This window comes from Paracoccus versutus, from assembly GCF_000763885.1.
GTDB classification, from domain to species: domain Bacteria; phylum Pseudomonadota; class Alphaproteobacteria; order Rhodobacterales; family Rhodobacteraceae; genus Paracoccus; species Paracoccus versutus.
Genome location: NZ_JRKO01000089.1, coordinates 1 through 14,986, shown reverse-complemented (window position 1 = coordinate 14,986; position 14,986 = coordinate 1). Strand labels below are relative to the sequence as shown.

Here is a 14,986-nt window from a genome sequence, read left to right as displayed (position 1 = left end):
CCACGGTCGAGCGCAGCACCGGGCCGGGGGCGTGCTGGTATAGCAGCGCCAGCGGCGGGCCGCCGATGCCCGTCCCCCTCTCGGGCACCCCCGGGAAAAACCCCACCCCCCCGCGAGTTTCCCGAAAAACGGGGCCCCGCCATGACCCCCGAACAGCAATCCCGGAACACCCGCGCGCTTTGCGAACTCGCCCCGGTGATCCCTGTCCTGGTCGTCGGCGATGCGACCCGCGCCGAGGGGCTGGCGACGGCGCTGGTCGCCGGCGGCCTGCCGGTGCTCGAGGTGACGCTGCGCACCCCCGCCGCGCTCGATGTGATCCGCGCGATGGCCAAGGTGCCCGGCGGCCATGTCGGCGCCGGCACCGTACTGACCCCGGACGATGCGAAACGGGCCAGGGACGCCGGCGCCAGCTTCGCCGTCTCGCCCGGCCTGACCGAGCGGCTGGCGCGGGCCTGCGAGGAGATCGGCCTGCCGCTCCTGCCCGGCGCCGTCACCGCCTCCGAGGTGATGCGGGCGATGGAACTGGGCTATTCCATGCTGAAGTTCTTCCCGGCCGAGGCGGCGGGCGGGGCGAAATCGCTGAAATCCCTGGCCGGTCCGCTGCCGCAGGTCAGCTTCTGCCCGACCGGCGGCGTGACCTTGCAGAACGCCCCCGACTACCTGGCCCTGCCGAACGTGGTCTGCGTCGGCGGCAGCTGGATCGCGCCCGACGCCGATGTCGCCGCCAGCGACTGGGCGGCGATCGAGACCCGCGCCCGCGACGCGCGCACGCTGTGCTAGACCCGCCATGGCGATGACCCTGGCCGAGGCAGACCCGATGCGCCGCGCCTGGCGCAATGTCATCGTGCTGTTGCTGGCGCAGGCGCTGCTCGGGGCGCAGATGTCGATGATCTTCATCGTCGGCGGGCTGGCCGGCCAGATGCTGAGCCCGAACCCCTGCATCGCCACCCTGCCGCTGTCGATGATGATCCTGGGCTCGGCGCTGTCGGCGCGGCCGCTTTCGGGCTTCATGCGCCGGCACGGGCGGCGGGCGGGGTTCCTTCTGTCCTGCGGCTCGGCGGCGCTTGGCGCGGCCATCGCCGCCTATGCCCTGGCCAGCGGCAATTTCTGGCTGTTCACCGCCAGCGCGCTCTTTACCGGGGTCTACATGGCGGCGCAGGGCTTCTTCCGCTTCGCCGCCACCGATTGCGCCCCGCCCGAGTTCCAGTCGCGCGCCATCTCCTGGGTGCTGGCGGGCGGGCTGGCCGCCGCCTTCACCGGCCCGCTGCTGGTGCGCTGGACGGCGGAAGTGACCGCCATCCCCTTCCTGGCCACCTATGCCGCGATCATCGGGCTGAACCTGCTGGGCCCGGTGCTTTTCGCCTTTCTCGACATTCCGCGCCCGCCCGCCCCTGCCCAGGGTCATTCCCAGGGCCGGCCGCTGGGCGAGCTTCTGCGCGTGCCGCAGATCGCCGTGGCGATGATCTGCGGCATGGTCTCCTATGCGCTGATGAACCTGGTGATGACCTCGGCGCCGCTGGCGGTGGTGGGCTGCGGCTTTGCCACCGCGGATGCGGCCAACATCGTCTCGGGCCATGTGCTGGCGATGTTCGCGCCCTCGTTCTTCACCGGCCACCTGATCGCCCGCTTCGGCGCCACCCGCATCGTCATGGTCGGCCTGGCGATCCTGGCGGGCGCCGGGGCGGTGGCGCTGTCGGGGGTGGACCTGGCGCATTTCTACATCGCCATGATCCTGCTCGGGCTCGGCTGGAACTTCGGCTATATCGGCGCCACCGCCATGCTGACCCGCGCCTATCGCCCCGAGGAGCGCGAGCGGGTGCAGGGCCTGAACGACGCCATCGTCTTCGGCGGGGTGTTCCTGGCCTCGCTGTCCTCGGGCGGGCTGATGAATTGCATGGGCGGCTCGGCCCAGGCGGGGTGGAGCGCGGTCAACCTGGCCATGCTGCCCTTCCTGGTGCTGGCGGGCGGTGCGCTCCTGTGGCTGATGCTGCGCCCGCGCGAAGTGGCACGCTAGGGCGGCCTGACCCGCCCGCCCCAATTGCGGCGGGCGGCACCCGACCCTAGGCCTTGCGCAGCGCGATCACCGCGTTCAGCCCGCCGAAGGCGAAGGCGTTGGACAGCACCGCCTCGACCCTGGCCTCGCGCGCCTCGTTCGGCACCACGTCCAGCGCGCATTCCGGGTCCGGCTCCTCATAGCCGATGGTGGGCGCGATGACGCCGTCGCGCAGCGCCATGATGCAGGCCAGCAGTTCGACCGCGCCGGTGCCGCCGATCAGGTGGCCGTGCATGGACTTGGTGGACGAGATCATCAGCCGGTCGGCGTGATGGCCGAAGGCATGGGCGACCGCAGCGCATTCCGTCTTGTCGTTCGCCGCCGTGCCGGTGCCATGGGCGTTGATATAGCCGACCTCCTCGGGACGCATATGCGCGTCCAGCATGGCGCCGGTGATGGTGCGCTCGGCGCCGATGGCCGAGGGCATGACGATGTCCTGCGCATCGGCCGACATGGAAAAACCCACCACCTCGGCCAGGATATCGGCGCCGCGGGCGATCGCGTGCTCCCAATCCTCGAAGACGAAGACGCCGGCCCCCTCGCCCTGCACCATGCCGTTGCGGGTGGCCGAGAACGGGCGGCAGGCGTCCTTGGACATGACGCGCAACCCTTCCCAGGCCTTGACGCCGCCGAAGCACAGCATCGCCTCGGACCCGCCGGTCAGCATGACGGTCGCGGCGCCCGAGCGCACCATGTTGAAGGCCAGGCCCATGGCGTGGTTGGAACTGGCGCAGGCGGTGGCCACGGTGAAGCTGGGGCCCAGCAGCCCGTATTCCATGCTCAGATGCGAACAGGCCGCGTTGTTCATCAGCCGGGGCACCACGAAGGGATGGACGCGGTTCTTCCCCTCTTCATAGACGGTGCGGTAATTCTCGTCCCAGGTGTTCATGCCGCCGGCAGCGGTGCCCAGCACCACGCCCGAGCGCAGGCCCAGCTCGCCCTCGAAGACCAGCCCGGATTGCGCCACCGCCTCGCGCGCGGCCAGCAGGGTGAACTGGGTGAACTTGTCATAGAGGACGATCTGCTGGCGGTTGAAATAGGTCTCGGCCTCCCAGTCGCGCACCTGGCCGCCGATGCGGATCGCCAGCCGCTCGACGTCGCGGAACTCCAGCGGGCCGATGCCGCAGCGCCCCTCGCGCATGGCCTCCAGCGTCGAGGGCACGTCGCGGCCAAGCGCGTTGACCGTGCCCATGCCGGTGATGGCGACGCGGCGCATGCCGTTGGCATGCCGCCCCATGATGACGCGGCCCAGCATGGTGCGGGCGATCTTGGTCGCGTTCTTGACCTTGCCCTTGACCTTGCCGGGCTTGCGTTCGGATTTGGGCGTTTTCTCGCCCTTGGTCCTCTTGGCGTTCATGCCTTTTCAGCGACCAGCTTTTCCACGGCGGCGACGATGGCGCCGAGGGTCGAGATGTCGAAGTCGGATTTCTCGGGCTCGTTGGCGTTGAAGGGCACCGAGATGTCGAAGGCTTCCTCGATGGCAAAGATGGATTCGACCAGGCCCAGGCTGTCGATGCCGATGTCTTGCGGCGACATCTCGAGCTTCAGTTCGGACGGATCCAGCATCGCCTGTTCTGCGACGATCTGGATGATGCGATCGCGGATTTCTGTCATCTCGGCCTCCGTTCTGTCCCGGTCAGGGGCGATTACATGCGGGAATGCTATTCCACGCCGCCCTTGTCGAGCAGTTTCTTAACAGTTTCGCGAAGCTCGGCCACTTGCGCGTAAAGCCGTGGCAGGCGGCGGATGTTCTTTTGCGCCTCGACATGGGCCTCCATCTTGACCGCCGGGCTGCCCAGCAGCACCCGGCCGGCGGGGGCGTTGGTGAAGATCTTGGTCGCGCCGCCGGCGATCACGTCGTCGCCGACGAAGATATTGTCCGAGACCCCGACCTGCCCGCCCAGCACCACGCGGTTGCCGATCCGGGCCGAGCCGGCGATGCCGACCAGGCCGCAAAGCAGGCAATCCTCGCCCACCAGGCAATTATGGCCGACCTGCACCAGGTTGTCGATCTTGGTGCCGCGGCCGATGCGGGTGGCGCGGATGGTGCCACGGTCCACGGTGGAATTGGCGCCGATCTCGACATCGTCGCCGATCTCGACCCCGCCCAGCGAATGGATGCGGGTCCAGTGCTGCTGGCGGATCTCGGCCCGCTCGCCCAGGGATTGCCGGATCTCCTCGACCCCCGATTTCTCGGGGGTGACGAAGGAAAACCCGTCCGCGCCCAGCGAGACGCCGGGGTTCAGGATCACCCGGTCGCCGATGGTCACGCCATGGGCGATGCGCACGCCGGGATGGATCAGCGCGTCGCGGCCGATCACCGTATCCGCGCCGATCGAGACATGCGAGGCGATGCGCGCCCCCGCCCCGATCCGCACCCGCGGCCCGATGACCACGAAGGGGCCGATGGCGGCATCCTCGGGCAGTTCGGCCGTCGGGTCGATCACCGCGCTGGGATGGATGCCGGGGGCGATGCCGGGGCCGGGATCGAAGGCGCGGGTCAGCCCGGCCATGGCCAGCCGCGGCCGGCCGACCAGGATGGCGGCGCGCAGCCCCAGCGCCTCGGGGTCGGTCCCCTCGGCCAGCAGCGCCATGCCGCCCGGCGCCAGCTTCTCGGCATAGGCGGGCGAGGTGGCGAGCGCGATCTGGTCCTCGCGCGCCTGGCCGGCCTCGGCCGCACCGTTGACGAGCAGGCTGCCGTCGCCCCAGAGGCGGGCATCGAGTGCGCGGGCCAGTTCAGCGATGGTCAATGTCATGCGACTCCCCTTTGCTTGGGGTTCATCTATTCATCCGGGCCGGCGGAATCCAGCCCGGCCTTGGCCAAGGCCGCATGGACCAGCGCGTCGCGGCCATAGATGTCGGGAAAGCGGCGGATCTGGCCGGTCTCGTCGGGGAAGGCGGTGAAATAGACCAGATGCACCGGCACCGGCGGGCGCAGGTTCAGATAGGTCTCGCGCCCGGATTTCAGCGCCTTGGCAAAGACCGCCTCGGGGCTTTCGACCTGGCCCTTCAGCAGCTCATGCGCCAGGTCGACGGGGCGGCCGACGCGGATGCAGCCATGCGAATAGGCGCGGCTCGACTGGTTGAACAGGTGCTTGGTCGGGGTGTCGTGCAGATAGATGTTCCAGGGGTTGGGGAACATGAACTTGACCTGCCCCAGCGCATTGTCGTCGCTGGGTTTCTGCCGCATGCGATAGGGAAAGGTCTTGGCGCTGTATTTGCGAAAGTCGATGCGGTCGCGCGGGATGACGTTGCCGGCCCCGTCCACCACGTCCAGATGGGAAACCGCGTGGCGGTTGGCCTGCAGCCGCGGCAGGTATTCCTTGACGGTGATCGAGCGCGGCACGTTCCAGCGCGGGTTGACCACCATGTATTTCATCGTCTCGCTGAACTCGGGCGTCTCGAATTCCTGGTTGGCCTTGCCGATGACGACGCGGGTCTCGAAGACCTCGCGGCCGTTCTCGTAGATGCGGGCGTTGAACTCGGGCAGGTTCACCCAGACGTGGCGGGCGTTCAGGTCGTGGCCGGCCATCCAGCGCATCCGCTCCAGCGCGACCAGGATCGCCTCGGCCTCGGGGCCGGTGCCGCGGTTGAGCCGCGCGACCGTGCGCGGCCCGGCCACCCCGTCGGCCGGCAGCCCCGCCGCCTGCTGATAGGCGGCGACCGCCTGCGCCAGCGCGCCGTCATAGGTCAGCGGGCTGCCCATGGGCGCCGCGGCAAAGCCGACCGAGGCCAGCCGCACGCGCAAGGCCGCGACGGCGGCGTCGCTGGTCCCCTCGCGCCACAGCCCCTCGGGCACCGGCGGCGCATCGGCGGGCGCCACCAGCTGCGACTGCCGGGCAAGCGCCTGGCGCAGCGCCTCGTAGCGCAGATCCTGCGGCGGCAGGGCGGCCAGCATCGCCGCCGGATCGTCGGCGGCGGCAAAGGCGCGCAGCAGGTCGCCGGTGCGCAGGCGTTGCACCTCGCGCTTGATCCCCGGCTCGACCTTGCGCGGATCGAGGATCCCGCCCGACACGTCCCGGCTCCAGTCGGCAAAGGCGCGGGCAAAGCGGATCTCGTCCTCGACCGTATCGGCGCCGGCGCCGTCCAGCCTGCGCAGCGCGGCCTGGCGATAGCGCGCGGGCGGCAGGCCGTGCGAGGCCGCCTGCCCCAGCGCCTCGATCAGCGCGGCCCGGCGCGGGGCGCCCTCGGCACCGGCGAAGATCGGCTTCAGCCCGTTCGTGCCATAGAAATCCGCAAGGCCCGGATGGTCGGCGACCTGCTCGGCCAGCCGCATTTCCCTTTCGGAAAAGCTCAGCCGCGGCGCCGGAAGCGCGGCCACGGGCGCGGCATCCAGCGCCTGGGCCGCGACAGCCCCCGGCATGGCCAGAACGGCCGCAACAACCATCACGCGAATCAGCCCGAAAGAGCGCACCTGACATTCCCTTCAACACCTGCGGCAAATCTTCGCATCCGGGCGGATTCCGGTCCAGCGAGGCGGGTTTTTTGTTGCATCACTGATGCAGCGTGAACACGGCCGTGCAGAAACATTGGATTTGGTTCCGAATCGCGCGGATTTCGGCGGATTCTCGCCGAGAATGGCAGAACTTCGCCGCCCCTGGAACGAAAAGCTTCCCACCGCTCGCGCGCTGGTGACATAGTCTTAACCGGTTCCGGCTAAACCGGACCGCGCCGTTTCAACGGACGGCAAGAACAACGAAAGCAGGACAGGCGATCTGACATGACGTTCGAAACTCTCTCGCGTCGGGGCATCCTTGGCGTCTTCGCGGCGACCACGGTGGCAGCAGCGCCGGTTATGGCCAATGCCTTCGGTCTGCTGCGGGGTGCCGGCGACATCCGCCGCATTCGCATGTATTCGGGGCGCACGGGCGAAAGCATCGACACGGTTTACTGGGTCGAAGGCAAGTATATCCGGGATGCCTTGAATGAAATCAACATCTTCATGCGCGACTGGCGGACGGGCCAGGCCATCGGAATCGATCCGCGCACGGTTGACATCGCCGCAGCCTCGCACAGGCTGCTGCAAACCAACGAACCCTACATGATGCTGTCGGGCTATCGCTCGCCCAAGACCAATGCGATGCTGCGCTCGCAATCCTCGGGCGTCGCGCGCAACTCGCTGCACATGGTGGGCAAGGCTGCGGACCTGCGCCTGAAGTCGCGCTCGGTCTCGCAGATGTACAAGGCCGCGGCCGCCTGCAATGCGGGCGGGGTCGGCAAATATTCGCGCTCGAACTTCGTCCATATGGACTGCGGCCCGATCCGCCACTGGGGCGCCTGACTCGCGACCGATCAACTTCCGGTGATCACGCAAAGACCCGCCCGCTTGGGCGGGTTTTCGTTTGCCTGCTAGCGCAGCCGCGGCGGGGCAGAGGGATCGCGCCGCACCGGTTCGGGCGGCGGCGCGGGAGGCGGCGGCTCCAGGATCAGCGCGCCGGCGGGCAGGTCCGGCTCGGCAAAGCCGATGTCCACGCCGCCGGGCAGTTCGGGCAGGAAGGCCAGCAGCTCCGCCAGGGCCTTGGCCACCGCGGCCTGGTGCGCCGGCTCGACGCCCGACAGGATCAGCGCATGGCCCTGCCGCCCGTCGCGCCATTCGGCGGCGACCAGGGCCAGGCGGCCGACCAGCCCGGCCATGTCGCCCAGCCGCTGCGCCAGGGGCTCGGCCAAGAGCGCCACCGCCTGGGGCGAGGGCGCGCCCAGGCGCCGCGCGGCCTCGTCCGGCGCCATGCTGGGCCGCGCCTCGAGCGCCCGCACCAGCCAGGCCAGCACCCCGGCATCCAGCATCAGCTGCGAGCCATGGCCCGGATTGACCAGCAGGCCCCGCCCCTCCTCGGCCAGGGCGGCGGCAAGCACGCGGCCCGGCAGGGCAAGATAGGCGACGGGACCGCCGACGAAACCGGCCAGCCGCTCCTCGCGGTCGCAGGCCAGGGCAAAGCGGCCCTCGGGCAGGTCGAACAGCCGCAATTCGGCGCGGTCGTCGGCCGGCTCGGCCAGCAGCGCGACGAAAAGCTCGGTATCGGCCAGGCGCGACAGGATGCGCGACCGGGCGGGCGCATCGGCCTCGTGAAAGGGAACCTGGCAAAGCTCATCCAGCGGGGTCATCGGCTTCTCTCAACAGGGCGGCAACGGCGGCGCGCAATTCCGGCAGCAGCTCGGCCTGGAACCAGGGATTGCGCCGCAGCCAGCCGGTATTGCGCCAGGACGGATGAGGCAAGGGGAAGATGTGCGGCGCATGATCGCGCCAGCCGGCGACGGTCGCCGTCACCCCGCCGCGCGCCGCGGCCCCCAGGTGCCAGCGCTGCGCATGGCCGCCGACCAGCAGCGTCAGGTCGGGCCGCAGCTCGGCCATGACGCGCGCGCGCCAGGTCTGCGCGCAGATCGGCGGCGGCGGCAGGTCGGCACCCTTGGCGTCATAGCCGGGAAAGCAGAAGGCCATCGGCACGATGGCGATGCGCGCGCGGTCATAGAACTCGGCCTCGGACACGCCCATCCAGTCGCGCAGCCGGTCGCCCGAACGGTCGGCAAAGGGCCGCCCGGCCAGATGCACGCGCATGCCCGGCGCCTGGCCGACGACCAGGATGCGCGCGCCGGGCCGGAACCAGGCCACGGGGCGCGGGCTGTGCCGGGTCGCCGTCGCGGCAAAGCGCGGCGCACAGAGACGGCAGTCGGAAATCTCGCGAAGAAGGCTGGGCATGCCTGGCAGATAGGCACCCCGCCCACGGCAGAAAAGGGCCGGCATTCACGATATATCAAGCATTGATCGCCATGGTGGACAGCGCGACCCGCCCGGCATATGGTCCGGCCTGCCACGGCCGGGGGTGTTTACGGTCGGCGGCGGGAACTGTGTATGTCGTAACCATTACCATTCCGCGCCCGCGCGCGGACCAGGACGGCCAGATGATCGAATTCGACAACGTCTCCAAATCGTTCTGGACCGGCACGCAACGCAAGGTGATCCTCGACCGCGCCTCGTTCCGGATCGAGCTGGGGCGGTCGATGGGCATCCTGGCCCCCAACGGCACCGGCAAGACCACGATCATCAACATGATGTGCGGGCTGGAAAAGCCCGACGAGGGCACGATCCGCACCGAATGCCGGGTGTCCTTTCCGCTGGGCTTCATGGGCGGCATCACCTCGTCGCTCAGCGCCAACGAGAATGCGCGCTTCATCGCCCGCATCTACGGGCTGGACCCGGATTACGTCGAGGCGTTCTGCCGCTGGCTGACCGACATCGACGAATATTTCGACATGCCGGTCGGCACCTACAGCGCCGGGATGCGGTCGCGCTTCACCTTTTCGCTGATGCTGGCGCTGGAGTTCGACGTCTACCTGATCGACGAGGGCATGCCCAGCACCACCGACCCGGATTTCAACCGCAAGGCCGGGACGGTGCTTTACGAACGCCTCAGGTCGGCGACGGTGGTCGTCGTGTCGCACCAGGCGCAAACCATTGAAAAATTCTGCAATTCCGCTGCCGTCCTGCGCGACGGCAAGCTATACCAGTTTGAAACCCTCGAAGAGGCGAAGCAATATTATGACTACACCGCCTAAGGCGCGCGCCTATCGCACCCGCCGCGAGGAATCGGTGCTGGCCGTCGGCCAGGAGCCCACGGAGACCGCAAAGAAGCCCAAGGTGAAGGTCGAGGTCAGGAAAGGCGCCGAGACCCCGGCCCAGGACGCGGAACAGCTTTTCGCCACGGCCGACGACGGCTTCGGCGACATGCGCTTTCCCGGCGCGGCGCCGCGGCCGGCCGATCCGCCCCAGGACGCGGCAGTCCCGGACCAGCCCCCGATGGCCGAGCGCATCGCCGCGGTGCGGGCGGAAAACCTGACCGATCGCCAGCTGCGCATGGCGCGCCGCATCGCCGCCATGCACGAGATCGAAGCCGCCTCGGATCACGAGGCGGTGGTCCTGCTGCGCGACCGCGGCATCGACCCGTTCCACCGCGCCTCCGTCAGCAGGATCCTGTCGGAAGAGGGCGCGCGCGCCCAGGCGGCGGCCGAGGCGGCCGGCACCACCATGCCGGTGCCGATGCGCGGGGATCGCACGCCGCCCCGCCGGCGCGGGACCGAGATCGCGCCGCTGCCCCCCGGCACGACCAACCTGCCCTCGCGCGAGGAACTGACCGAGGACCGCCGCGCCGCCGAGATCATCCGCATCCAGCAGGACATCGCCCGCCGCCGCCGCCGCAAGCTCCTGATGCTGTTCGCGCGCCTGGCGGCCTTTGTCGGGCTGCCGACGCTGGTCGCCGGCTGGTATTACTTCTTCGTCGCGACGCCGCTTTACGCCACCGTCTCGCAATTCCAGATCCAGCAGGCCGATCAGTCAAGCTCGGGCGGGCTGGGGGGCCTGTTCGGCGGCACGCAGCTGGCGACCAATACCGATTCGGTGTCGGTGCAAAGCTACCTGACCTCGCGCGATGCGATGCTGCGGCTCGACCGGGATCTGGGCTTCAAGCGCGCCTTCCAGGATCCGGCCATGGACCCGATCCTGCGCCTGGCGCCGGATACGACGAACGAACAGGCCTACAAGCTCTATCGGAACTCGGTCAAGATCGGCTACGATCCGACCGAGGGCGTCATCAACATGGAGGTGATCGCCCCCGATCCCGAGCTCAGCCAGGAATTCTCGCTGGCGCTGATCAAATATGCCGAGGGCCAGGTGGACCAGATGACCGCGCGGCTGCGCGAGGACCAGATGAAGGGCTCAGTCGAGAGCTACCAGGAGGCCGAGGAAAAGGTGCTGCTGGCGCAGCGCCGCGTCCAGGAGCTGCAGCAAAGGCTGGGCGTGCTGGACCCCGCGGCCGAGGGCGGCGTGATCATGAGCCATATCGCCGAACTCGAGCGCCAGCTGGCGGAAAAGAAGCTGGAACTGGGCCAGTTGCTCTCCAACCAGAGCCCCAATGCCAGCCGCGTCGCCGGGGTCAAGGGCGACATCGGCCGGCTGGAGGAGATGCTGGCCGAGACCCGCAGCCAGCTGACCGAGGGCAGCACCGCCCGCGGCTCGCTGGCCACCATCTCGGGCGAGATCCGCATCGCCGAATCCGACCTGCTGACCCGGCAGGAACTGCTGGCCGCGGCCGCCGCGCAGATGGAAACCGCGCGGATCGAGGCCAACAAGCAGGTGCGCTATCTCTCGCTCTCGGTCGCGCCGGTCCCGCCGGACGAGGCGACCTATCCCAAGGCTTTCCAGAACACGATCGTGGCTTTCCTGGTGTTTTCCGGCATCTACCTGATGCTTTCGCTGACCGCCTCGATCCTGCGCGAACAGGTATCCTCATGAATCATGTCCAGATCGGCAACGTCACCTTCGGCAACGACCGCCCCCTTGCGGTGATCGCGGGCCCCTGTCAGCTTGAAACCCTCGATCATGCGCTGATGATCGCCGAAACCGTGGCCGAGGCCTGCGCCAAGGCCGGCGCGGGCTTCGTCTTCAAGGCCAGCTACGACAAGGCCAACCGCACCTCGCTGACGGGCCGGCGCGGCATCGGCATCGACGAGGGGCTGCGCATGCTCGACGAGGTGCGCCGCCGCATCGGCTGCCCGGTGCTGACCGACGTGCATGACATCGAGCAGGCGCGCCTGGCCGGTTCGGTGGTCGACGTGATCCAGATCCCCGCCTTCCTGTCGCGCCAGACCGACCTGCTGCTGGCGGCGGGCGAGACCCCGGCGGCGGTGAACATCAAGAAGGGCCAGTTCCTTGCCCCCTGGGACATGCCCAATGTCGCCGAAAAGGTCGCCTCGACCGGCAACAAGCGCATCCTGCTGACCGAACGCGGCGTCAGCTTCGGCTACAACACGCTGGTCGCCGACATGCGCAGCCTGCCGATCATGGCGCGGACCGGCTGGCCGGTGATCATGGATGCGACCCATTCCGTGCAGCAGCCGGGTGGACAGGGCGGCTCCTCCGGCGGGCAGCGCGAATTCGCGCCGGTCATGGCGCGGGCGGCGGTGGCGCTGGGCGTGGCCGGCGTCTTCATCGAGACGCATCAGGATCCCGACAACGCCCCCTCCGACGGGCCGAACATGATCCATCTGGAGCGGATGCCGGCGCTGATCGCCTCGCTGATGCGCTTCGACGCGCTGGCCAAATCCGACCCGGTGATGGGCTGATCAGCCGGCCGCAATGGCCCTGGCCGCGGCATGGGCCGAGGCCCAGGCCCATTGGAAATTATAGCCGCCGAGCCAGCCGGTGACATCCACCACCTCGCCGATGAAATAGAGGCCGGGCACGGATTTCACCTGCATGCTCCGCGAATCGAGCGCCCGCGTATCGACCCCGCCCACCGTGACCTCGGCCGTGCGCCAGCCTTCGGTGCCGACCGGGCGCAGGGCCCAGCGATTCACCCGCGCCCCCAGCCGGTCGAGCGTCGCATTGCCCTGATCGGCCAGCCGTGCGCCGGCCAGCCCTGCCTCGGCAGCGATGGCCTCGGCCAGCCGCGCGGGCAGCCAGCGCGTCAGGGCCGAGGCCACGGCCATGCGCCCGCCCTGCCCGCGGATCTCGCGCAGCGCCGCGGCGACATCCGCATCGGGGGCCAGGTCGACGGCGATCTCCTCTCCCGGCCGCCAGAAGCTCGAGATCTGCAGGATCGCCGGTCCCGACAGGCCGCGATGGGTAAAGAGCAGCCCGTCGCGAAAGCTGGTGCGCCGCCGCCCGGCACCATGGCTGACCTCGGCCGCGACCGACAGCCCGGCCAGCGGGCGGCAAAGGTCCAGGTCCTGCTGGGCGAAGGTCAGCGGCACCAGCCCGGCCCTTGGCTCGGCCAGCGCCAGCCCGAAGCGGGCGGCGATGTCATAGCCGATCCCCGTGGCACCCATCTTGGGGATCGACTTGCCGCCCGTCGCCACGACCACCCGCCGCGCCGCCAGCGGCTCTCCTGGGGTGGCGACCACGAAGCCGTCGCCTGCCCGCTCCACCCCCGCGACGGCGGTCCCGAGCCGCAATTCGGCCCCGCGCATCCGGTGCAGCAGCATGTCGATGACCTGCCGCGCGCTGCCGTCGCAGAACAGCTGCCCCAGCGTCTTTTCATGCCAGGCGATGCCCGCCCGATCCACCAGGGCGACGAAATCCCCAGGCGTGAAGCCCGCCAGGGCCGAGGCGGCAAAACGCGGGTTGCCCGAAACGAAGCGATCGCGCCCGGTCGCCAGGTTGGTGAAGTTGCAGCGCCCGCCGCCCGAGATGCGGATCTTTTCGCCCGGCGCGCGGGCGTGATCCAGCACGATGATCCGCCCCGCCCGCTCGCCTGCCTGCCGCAGGATCGAGCCGGCGCAGAAAAGTCCGGCGGCCCCGGCACCGAGAATGACTGTATCGACCTGTTCCATGCCGGGCGCATAGAACTCCGGCGCGGAAGCCACAAGATTTTTCCGTTTTGCCTCTTGCACCCCCCCGTCGGCTTGGCTAGATACGCCTCCACAAGTTGGGGCGTGGCCAAGTGGTAAGGCAACGGTTTTTGGTACCGTGTACCGTAGGTTCGAATCCTACCGCCCCAGCCAGTTCATTTTTATGTTGAAATTCAATAGATTAACGAAGCGCATTGCATCGCATGTGTTACAGTCGCGTGTGTGTTCCACATGGTGCAGACGCCCGATTCCGAGTCACCCGCGCAGCAGAAAGGGCGAGGATCGCTCCGCGCCCTTCCCATTCGTGATCCACAACACAAAGGTGCCGGTGCCGCGCGGCAAAGGAGTATGCCGCCGCACCGTGACGGGGTTTGCCCTCCGAAAGGGCGCGCACTCGCCGTCTGATCGCAGCACGGTTCTGCCTGCTGGAAGCAAGGGCCGCGCCAGCCCGTTACATGTCTTTACGGCTGGCGCGAGGGTTCGTCTCATGGATCAGGTGGCCTCCTTCTCACTATCCAGCCAAAAGCCAAGCTCGTTTGCCGTCTTGGTCAGGCGGCGCATACGGTCCCGGACAGAACGCAGAACCTCGCGCCGCCCTACACATGTTTTCAGGACGTATCGCCCAGCCTCTTCCTCCAAGCGCCGCCGGTGCGCGTCGAGGATAAGCGCCTGATCCATGACAGACAGCTTGCTAATCACGCTGGCGCGCGGCAGGTAGTGCGAACGGTTCGCCATTATGCGGCCTCCCCAAGATTCCGCAGAGCAAACCGGCGCGCCTCGATCTCATGCGCGACATACGCGGCCGCTTCCCCATGCAAACCTGCTTCATACAGGCGGTTAAGCATGGTGCGGATCACTCGCCCGTCACGAGGTTCGCTCGTGACGCCTTCCGTAGAAAGGACGCGCAGCTTGCGCGCTTCACGTTCGCGCTCAAGCTCGCTGATTTCATAACGCAAAACATAAGCATCGCTAATGCTTGCTTCATCGGGTTTGGCCGAGGTGCTTGCTTTATTGGTCTTCTGCATCTATAGGTTCCTTTACTGAACACAGGGTTAAAGCGTGGTGGTGCAACACCACGTATTTGCCGAATCACTCGGGCGTTTCGGCAAATCTTCTAGTGGGCAGATCGCAAGCGCTTGTCGCAAGGCAATTCGTGCAATCTGCCAGTTATCCACAAGAAATTGATTTCTGCGCATTTTTCGCGCAGATCATTTCGTGAACAGCATAAATTTCAGGCAGATTGATAACTACGCCGCCAGCGCCACCTCTGCGACCGCAAAGTCAGGCCGGCACATCTCGGGCAGAATGTCGGCATTCGCCAGCGCCTCGGCCAGTTCGTCGTGAAGGTCGCGGCCAGCCGAGGTTGCGGCGATCATGAAGGCGGCGGACAGGTCACGCAGCAGGGCTTCATAGGCGGAATCGGAAATGAAAGTCGGCATGATCTTGCTCATTGCTGATTTGGAATGCCTGGAATCTAGGCCGATGCGGAATCCGGGCGCAAGAGGGAAAATGAAGTAACTAGCTGAAATAATTCATAAAATAAGTAAGCACATACTTACCTGCCGAGGGGACGGGATGGCGTTAGCTAAATAG

16 protein-coding genes and 1 tRNA gene are annotated in these 14,986 nt (G+C 68.0%); 7 read left to right on the top strand and 10 right to left on the bottom strand.

Annotation, left to right across the window (positions count from 1 at the left end; all coding sequences use genetic code 11):
* Positions 1-141: 141 nt before the first annotated feature.
* Positions 142-780 (top strand): bifunctional 4-hydroxy-2-oxoglutarate aldolase/2-dehydro-3-deoxy-phosphogluconate aldolase, encoded by a 639-nt coding sequence (eda, locus tag IT40_RS24480; protein WP_036760640.1) that lies wholly within the window; start codon positions 142-144, stop codon positions 778-780.
* 13 nt (positions 781-793) lie between these two features.
* Positions 794-2,014, top strand: a complete 1,221-nt coding sequence (locus IT40_RS24475; RefSeq protein WP_036760638.1) for an MFS transporter — start codon at positions 794-796, stop codon at positions 2,012-2,014.
* 46 nt (positions 2,015-2,060) lie between these two features.
* Here the strand turns inward: IT40_RS24475 and IT40_RS24470 are convergent, their stop codons facing one another.
* The 4 genes from IT40_RS24470 to IT40_RS24455 all read right to left on the bottom strand — a co-directional run bounded on the left by IT40_RS24470 (position 2,061) and on the right by IT40_RS24455 (position 6,467).
* Positions 2,061-3,269 carry a beta-ketoacyl-[acyl-carrier-protein] synthase family protein gene (locus tag IT40_RS24470; protein WP_036760643.1) on the bottom strand — a complete coding sequence of 403 codons (1,209 nt, stop codon included), beginning with the start codon at positions 3,267-3,269 and terminating at the stop codon, positions 2,061-2,063.
* A 137-nt stretch (positions 3,270-3,406) separates the two neighbouring features.
* Positions 3,407-3,667: an acyl carrier protein gene (locus tag IT40_RS24465; RefSeq protein ID WP_036760635.1), complete on the bottom strand. Its 261-nt coding sequence runs from the start codon at positions 3,665-3,667 to the stop codon at positions 3,407-3,409.
* A 47-nt stretch (positions 3,668-3,714) separates the two neighbouring features.
* Positions 3,715-4,809, bottom strand: a complete 1,095-nt coding sequence (locus IT40_RS24460) for a UDP-3-O-(3-hydroxymyristoyl)glucosamine N-acyltransferase (RefSeq protein ID WP_036760633.1) — start codon at positions 4,807-4,809, stop codon at positions 3,715-3,717.
* Positions 4,810-4,835: 26 nt separating this feature from the next.
* A complete protein-coding gene (locus IT40_RS24455) occupies positions 4,836-6,467 on the bottom strand; it encodes a L,D-transpeptidase family protein (protein WP_243700201.1) in 1,632 nt (543 codons plus the stop codon).
* A 306-nt stretch (positions 6,468-6,773) separates the two neighbouring features.
* Between IT40_RS24455 and mepK the strand changes: the two genes are divergently transcribed.
* Entirely contained in the window at positions 6,774-7,334 is a 561-nt protein-coding gene (gene mepK, locus IT40_RS24450; RefSeq protein WP_036760631.1) for a peptidoglycan L,D-endopeptidase MepK, read from the top strand.
* A 68-nt stretch (positions 7,335-7,402) separates the two neighbouring features.
* On the opposite strand, the gene IT40_RS24445 is transcribed toward mepK, so the two are convergent.
* Both IT40_RS24445 and IT40_RS24440 read right to left on the bottom strand, forming a co-directional pair.
* A complete protein-coding gene (locus IT40_RS24445; protein WP_036760629.1) occupies positions 7,403-8,155 on the bottom strand; it encodes an SseB family protein in 753 nt (250 codons plus the stop codon).
* The gene (locus IT40_RS24440) at positions 8,139-8,747 is read right to left on the bottom strand and encodes a uracil-DNA glycosylase family protein (RefSeq protein ID WP_036760628.1); all 609 of its coding nucleotides are present in this window, start codon (positions 8,745-8,747) and stop codon (positions 8,139-8,141) included. Before IT40_RS24440 ends, IT40_RS24445 begins: the two co-directional genes overlap by 17 nt.
* 203 nt (positions 8,748-8,950) lie before the next feature.
* Between IT40_RS24440 and IT40_RS24435 the strand changes: the two genes are divergently transcribed.
* The 3 genes from IT40_RS24435 to kdsA are packed head-to-tail and all read left to right on the top strand — an operon-like array spanning position 8,951 to position 12,166.
* Positions 8,951-9,604: an ABC transporter ATP-binding protein gene (locus tag IT40_RS24435; RefSeq protein ID WP_036760626.1), complete on the top strand. Its 654-nt coding sequence runs from the start codon at positions 8,951-8,953 to the stop codon at positions 9,602-9,604.
* Entirely contained in the window at positions 9,588-11,336 is a 1,749-nt protein-coding gene (locus tag IT40_RS24430; protein WP_036760624.1) for a KpsE/RkpR family capsule polysaccharide export protein, read from the top strand. The genes IT40_RS24435 and IT40_RS24430 overlap by 17 nt, the downstream gene beginning before the upstream one ends.
* Entirely contained in the window at positions 11,333-12,166 is an 834-nt protein-coding gene (gene kdsA / locus IT40_RS24425; RefSeq protein WP_036760622.1) for a 3-deoxy-8-phosphooctulonate synthase, read from the top strand. The genes IT40_RS24430 and kdsA overlap by 4 nt, the downstream gene beginning before the upstream one ends.
* Here the strand turns inward: kdsA and IT40_RS24420 are convergent, their stop codons facing one another.
* The gene (locus IT40_RS24420) at positions 12,167-13,375 is read right to left on the bottom strand and encodes a BaiN/RdsA family NAD(P)/FAD-dependent oxidoreductase (protein WP_036760642.1); all 1,209 of its coding nucleotides are present in this window, start codon (positions 13,373-13,375) and stop codon (positions 12,167-12,169) included.
* A gap of 96 nt (positions 13,376-13,471) precedes the next feature.
* Here IT40_RS24420 and IT40_RS24415 point away from each other — a divergent pair.
* Positions 13,472-13,546: transfer RNA gene (locus tag IT40_RS24415), tRNA-Gln, on the top strand.
* A 339-nt stretch (positions 13,547-13,885) separates the two neighbouring features.
* Here the strand turns inward: IT40_RS24415 and IT40_RS24410 are convergent.
* The 3 genes from IT40_RS24410 to IT40_RS24400 all read right to left on the bottom strand — a co-directional run bounded on the left by IT40_RS24410 (position 13,886) and on the right by IT40_RS24400 (position 14,832).
* Entirely contained in the window at positions 13,886-14,128 is a 243-nt protein-coding gene (locus IT40_RS24410) for a hypothetical protein (protein ID WP_036760620.1), read from the bottom strand.
* On the bottom strand, positions 14,128-14,418 hold the full coding sequence (locus tag IT40_RS28985; RefSeq protein WP_116171168.1) for a hypothetical protein: 291 nt from the start codon (positions 14,416-14,418) through the stop codon (positions 14,128-14,130). The genes IT40_RS24410 and IT40_RS28985 overlap by 1 nt, the downstream gene beginning before the upstream one ends.
* Positions 14,419-14,640: 222 nt before the next feature.
* Complete coding sequence (locus IT40_RS24400) at positions 14,641-14,832, bottom strand: hypothetical protein (protein WP_147307300.1); 192 nt, start codon at positions 14,830-14,832, stop codon at positions 14,641-14,643.
* Positions 14,833-14,986 lie beyond the last annotated feature (154 nt).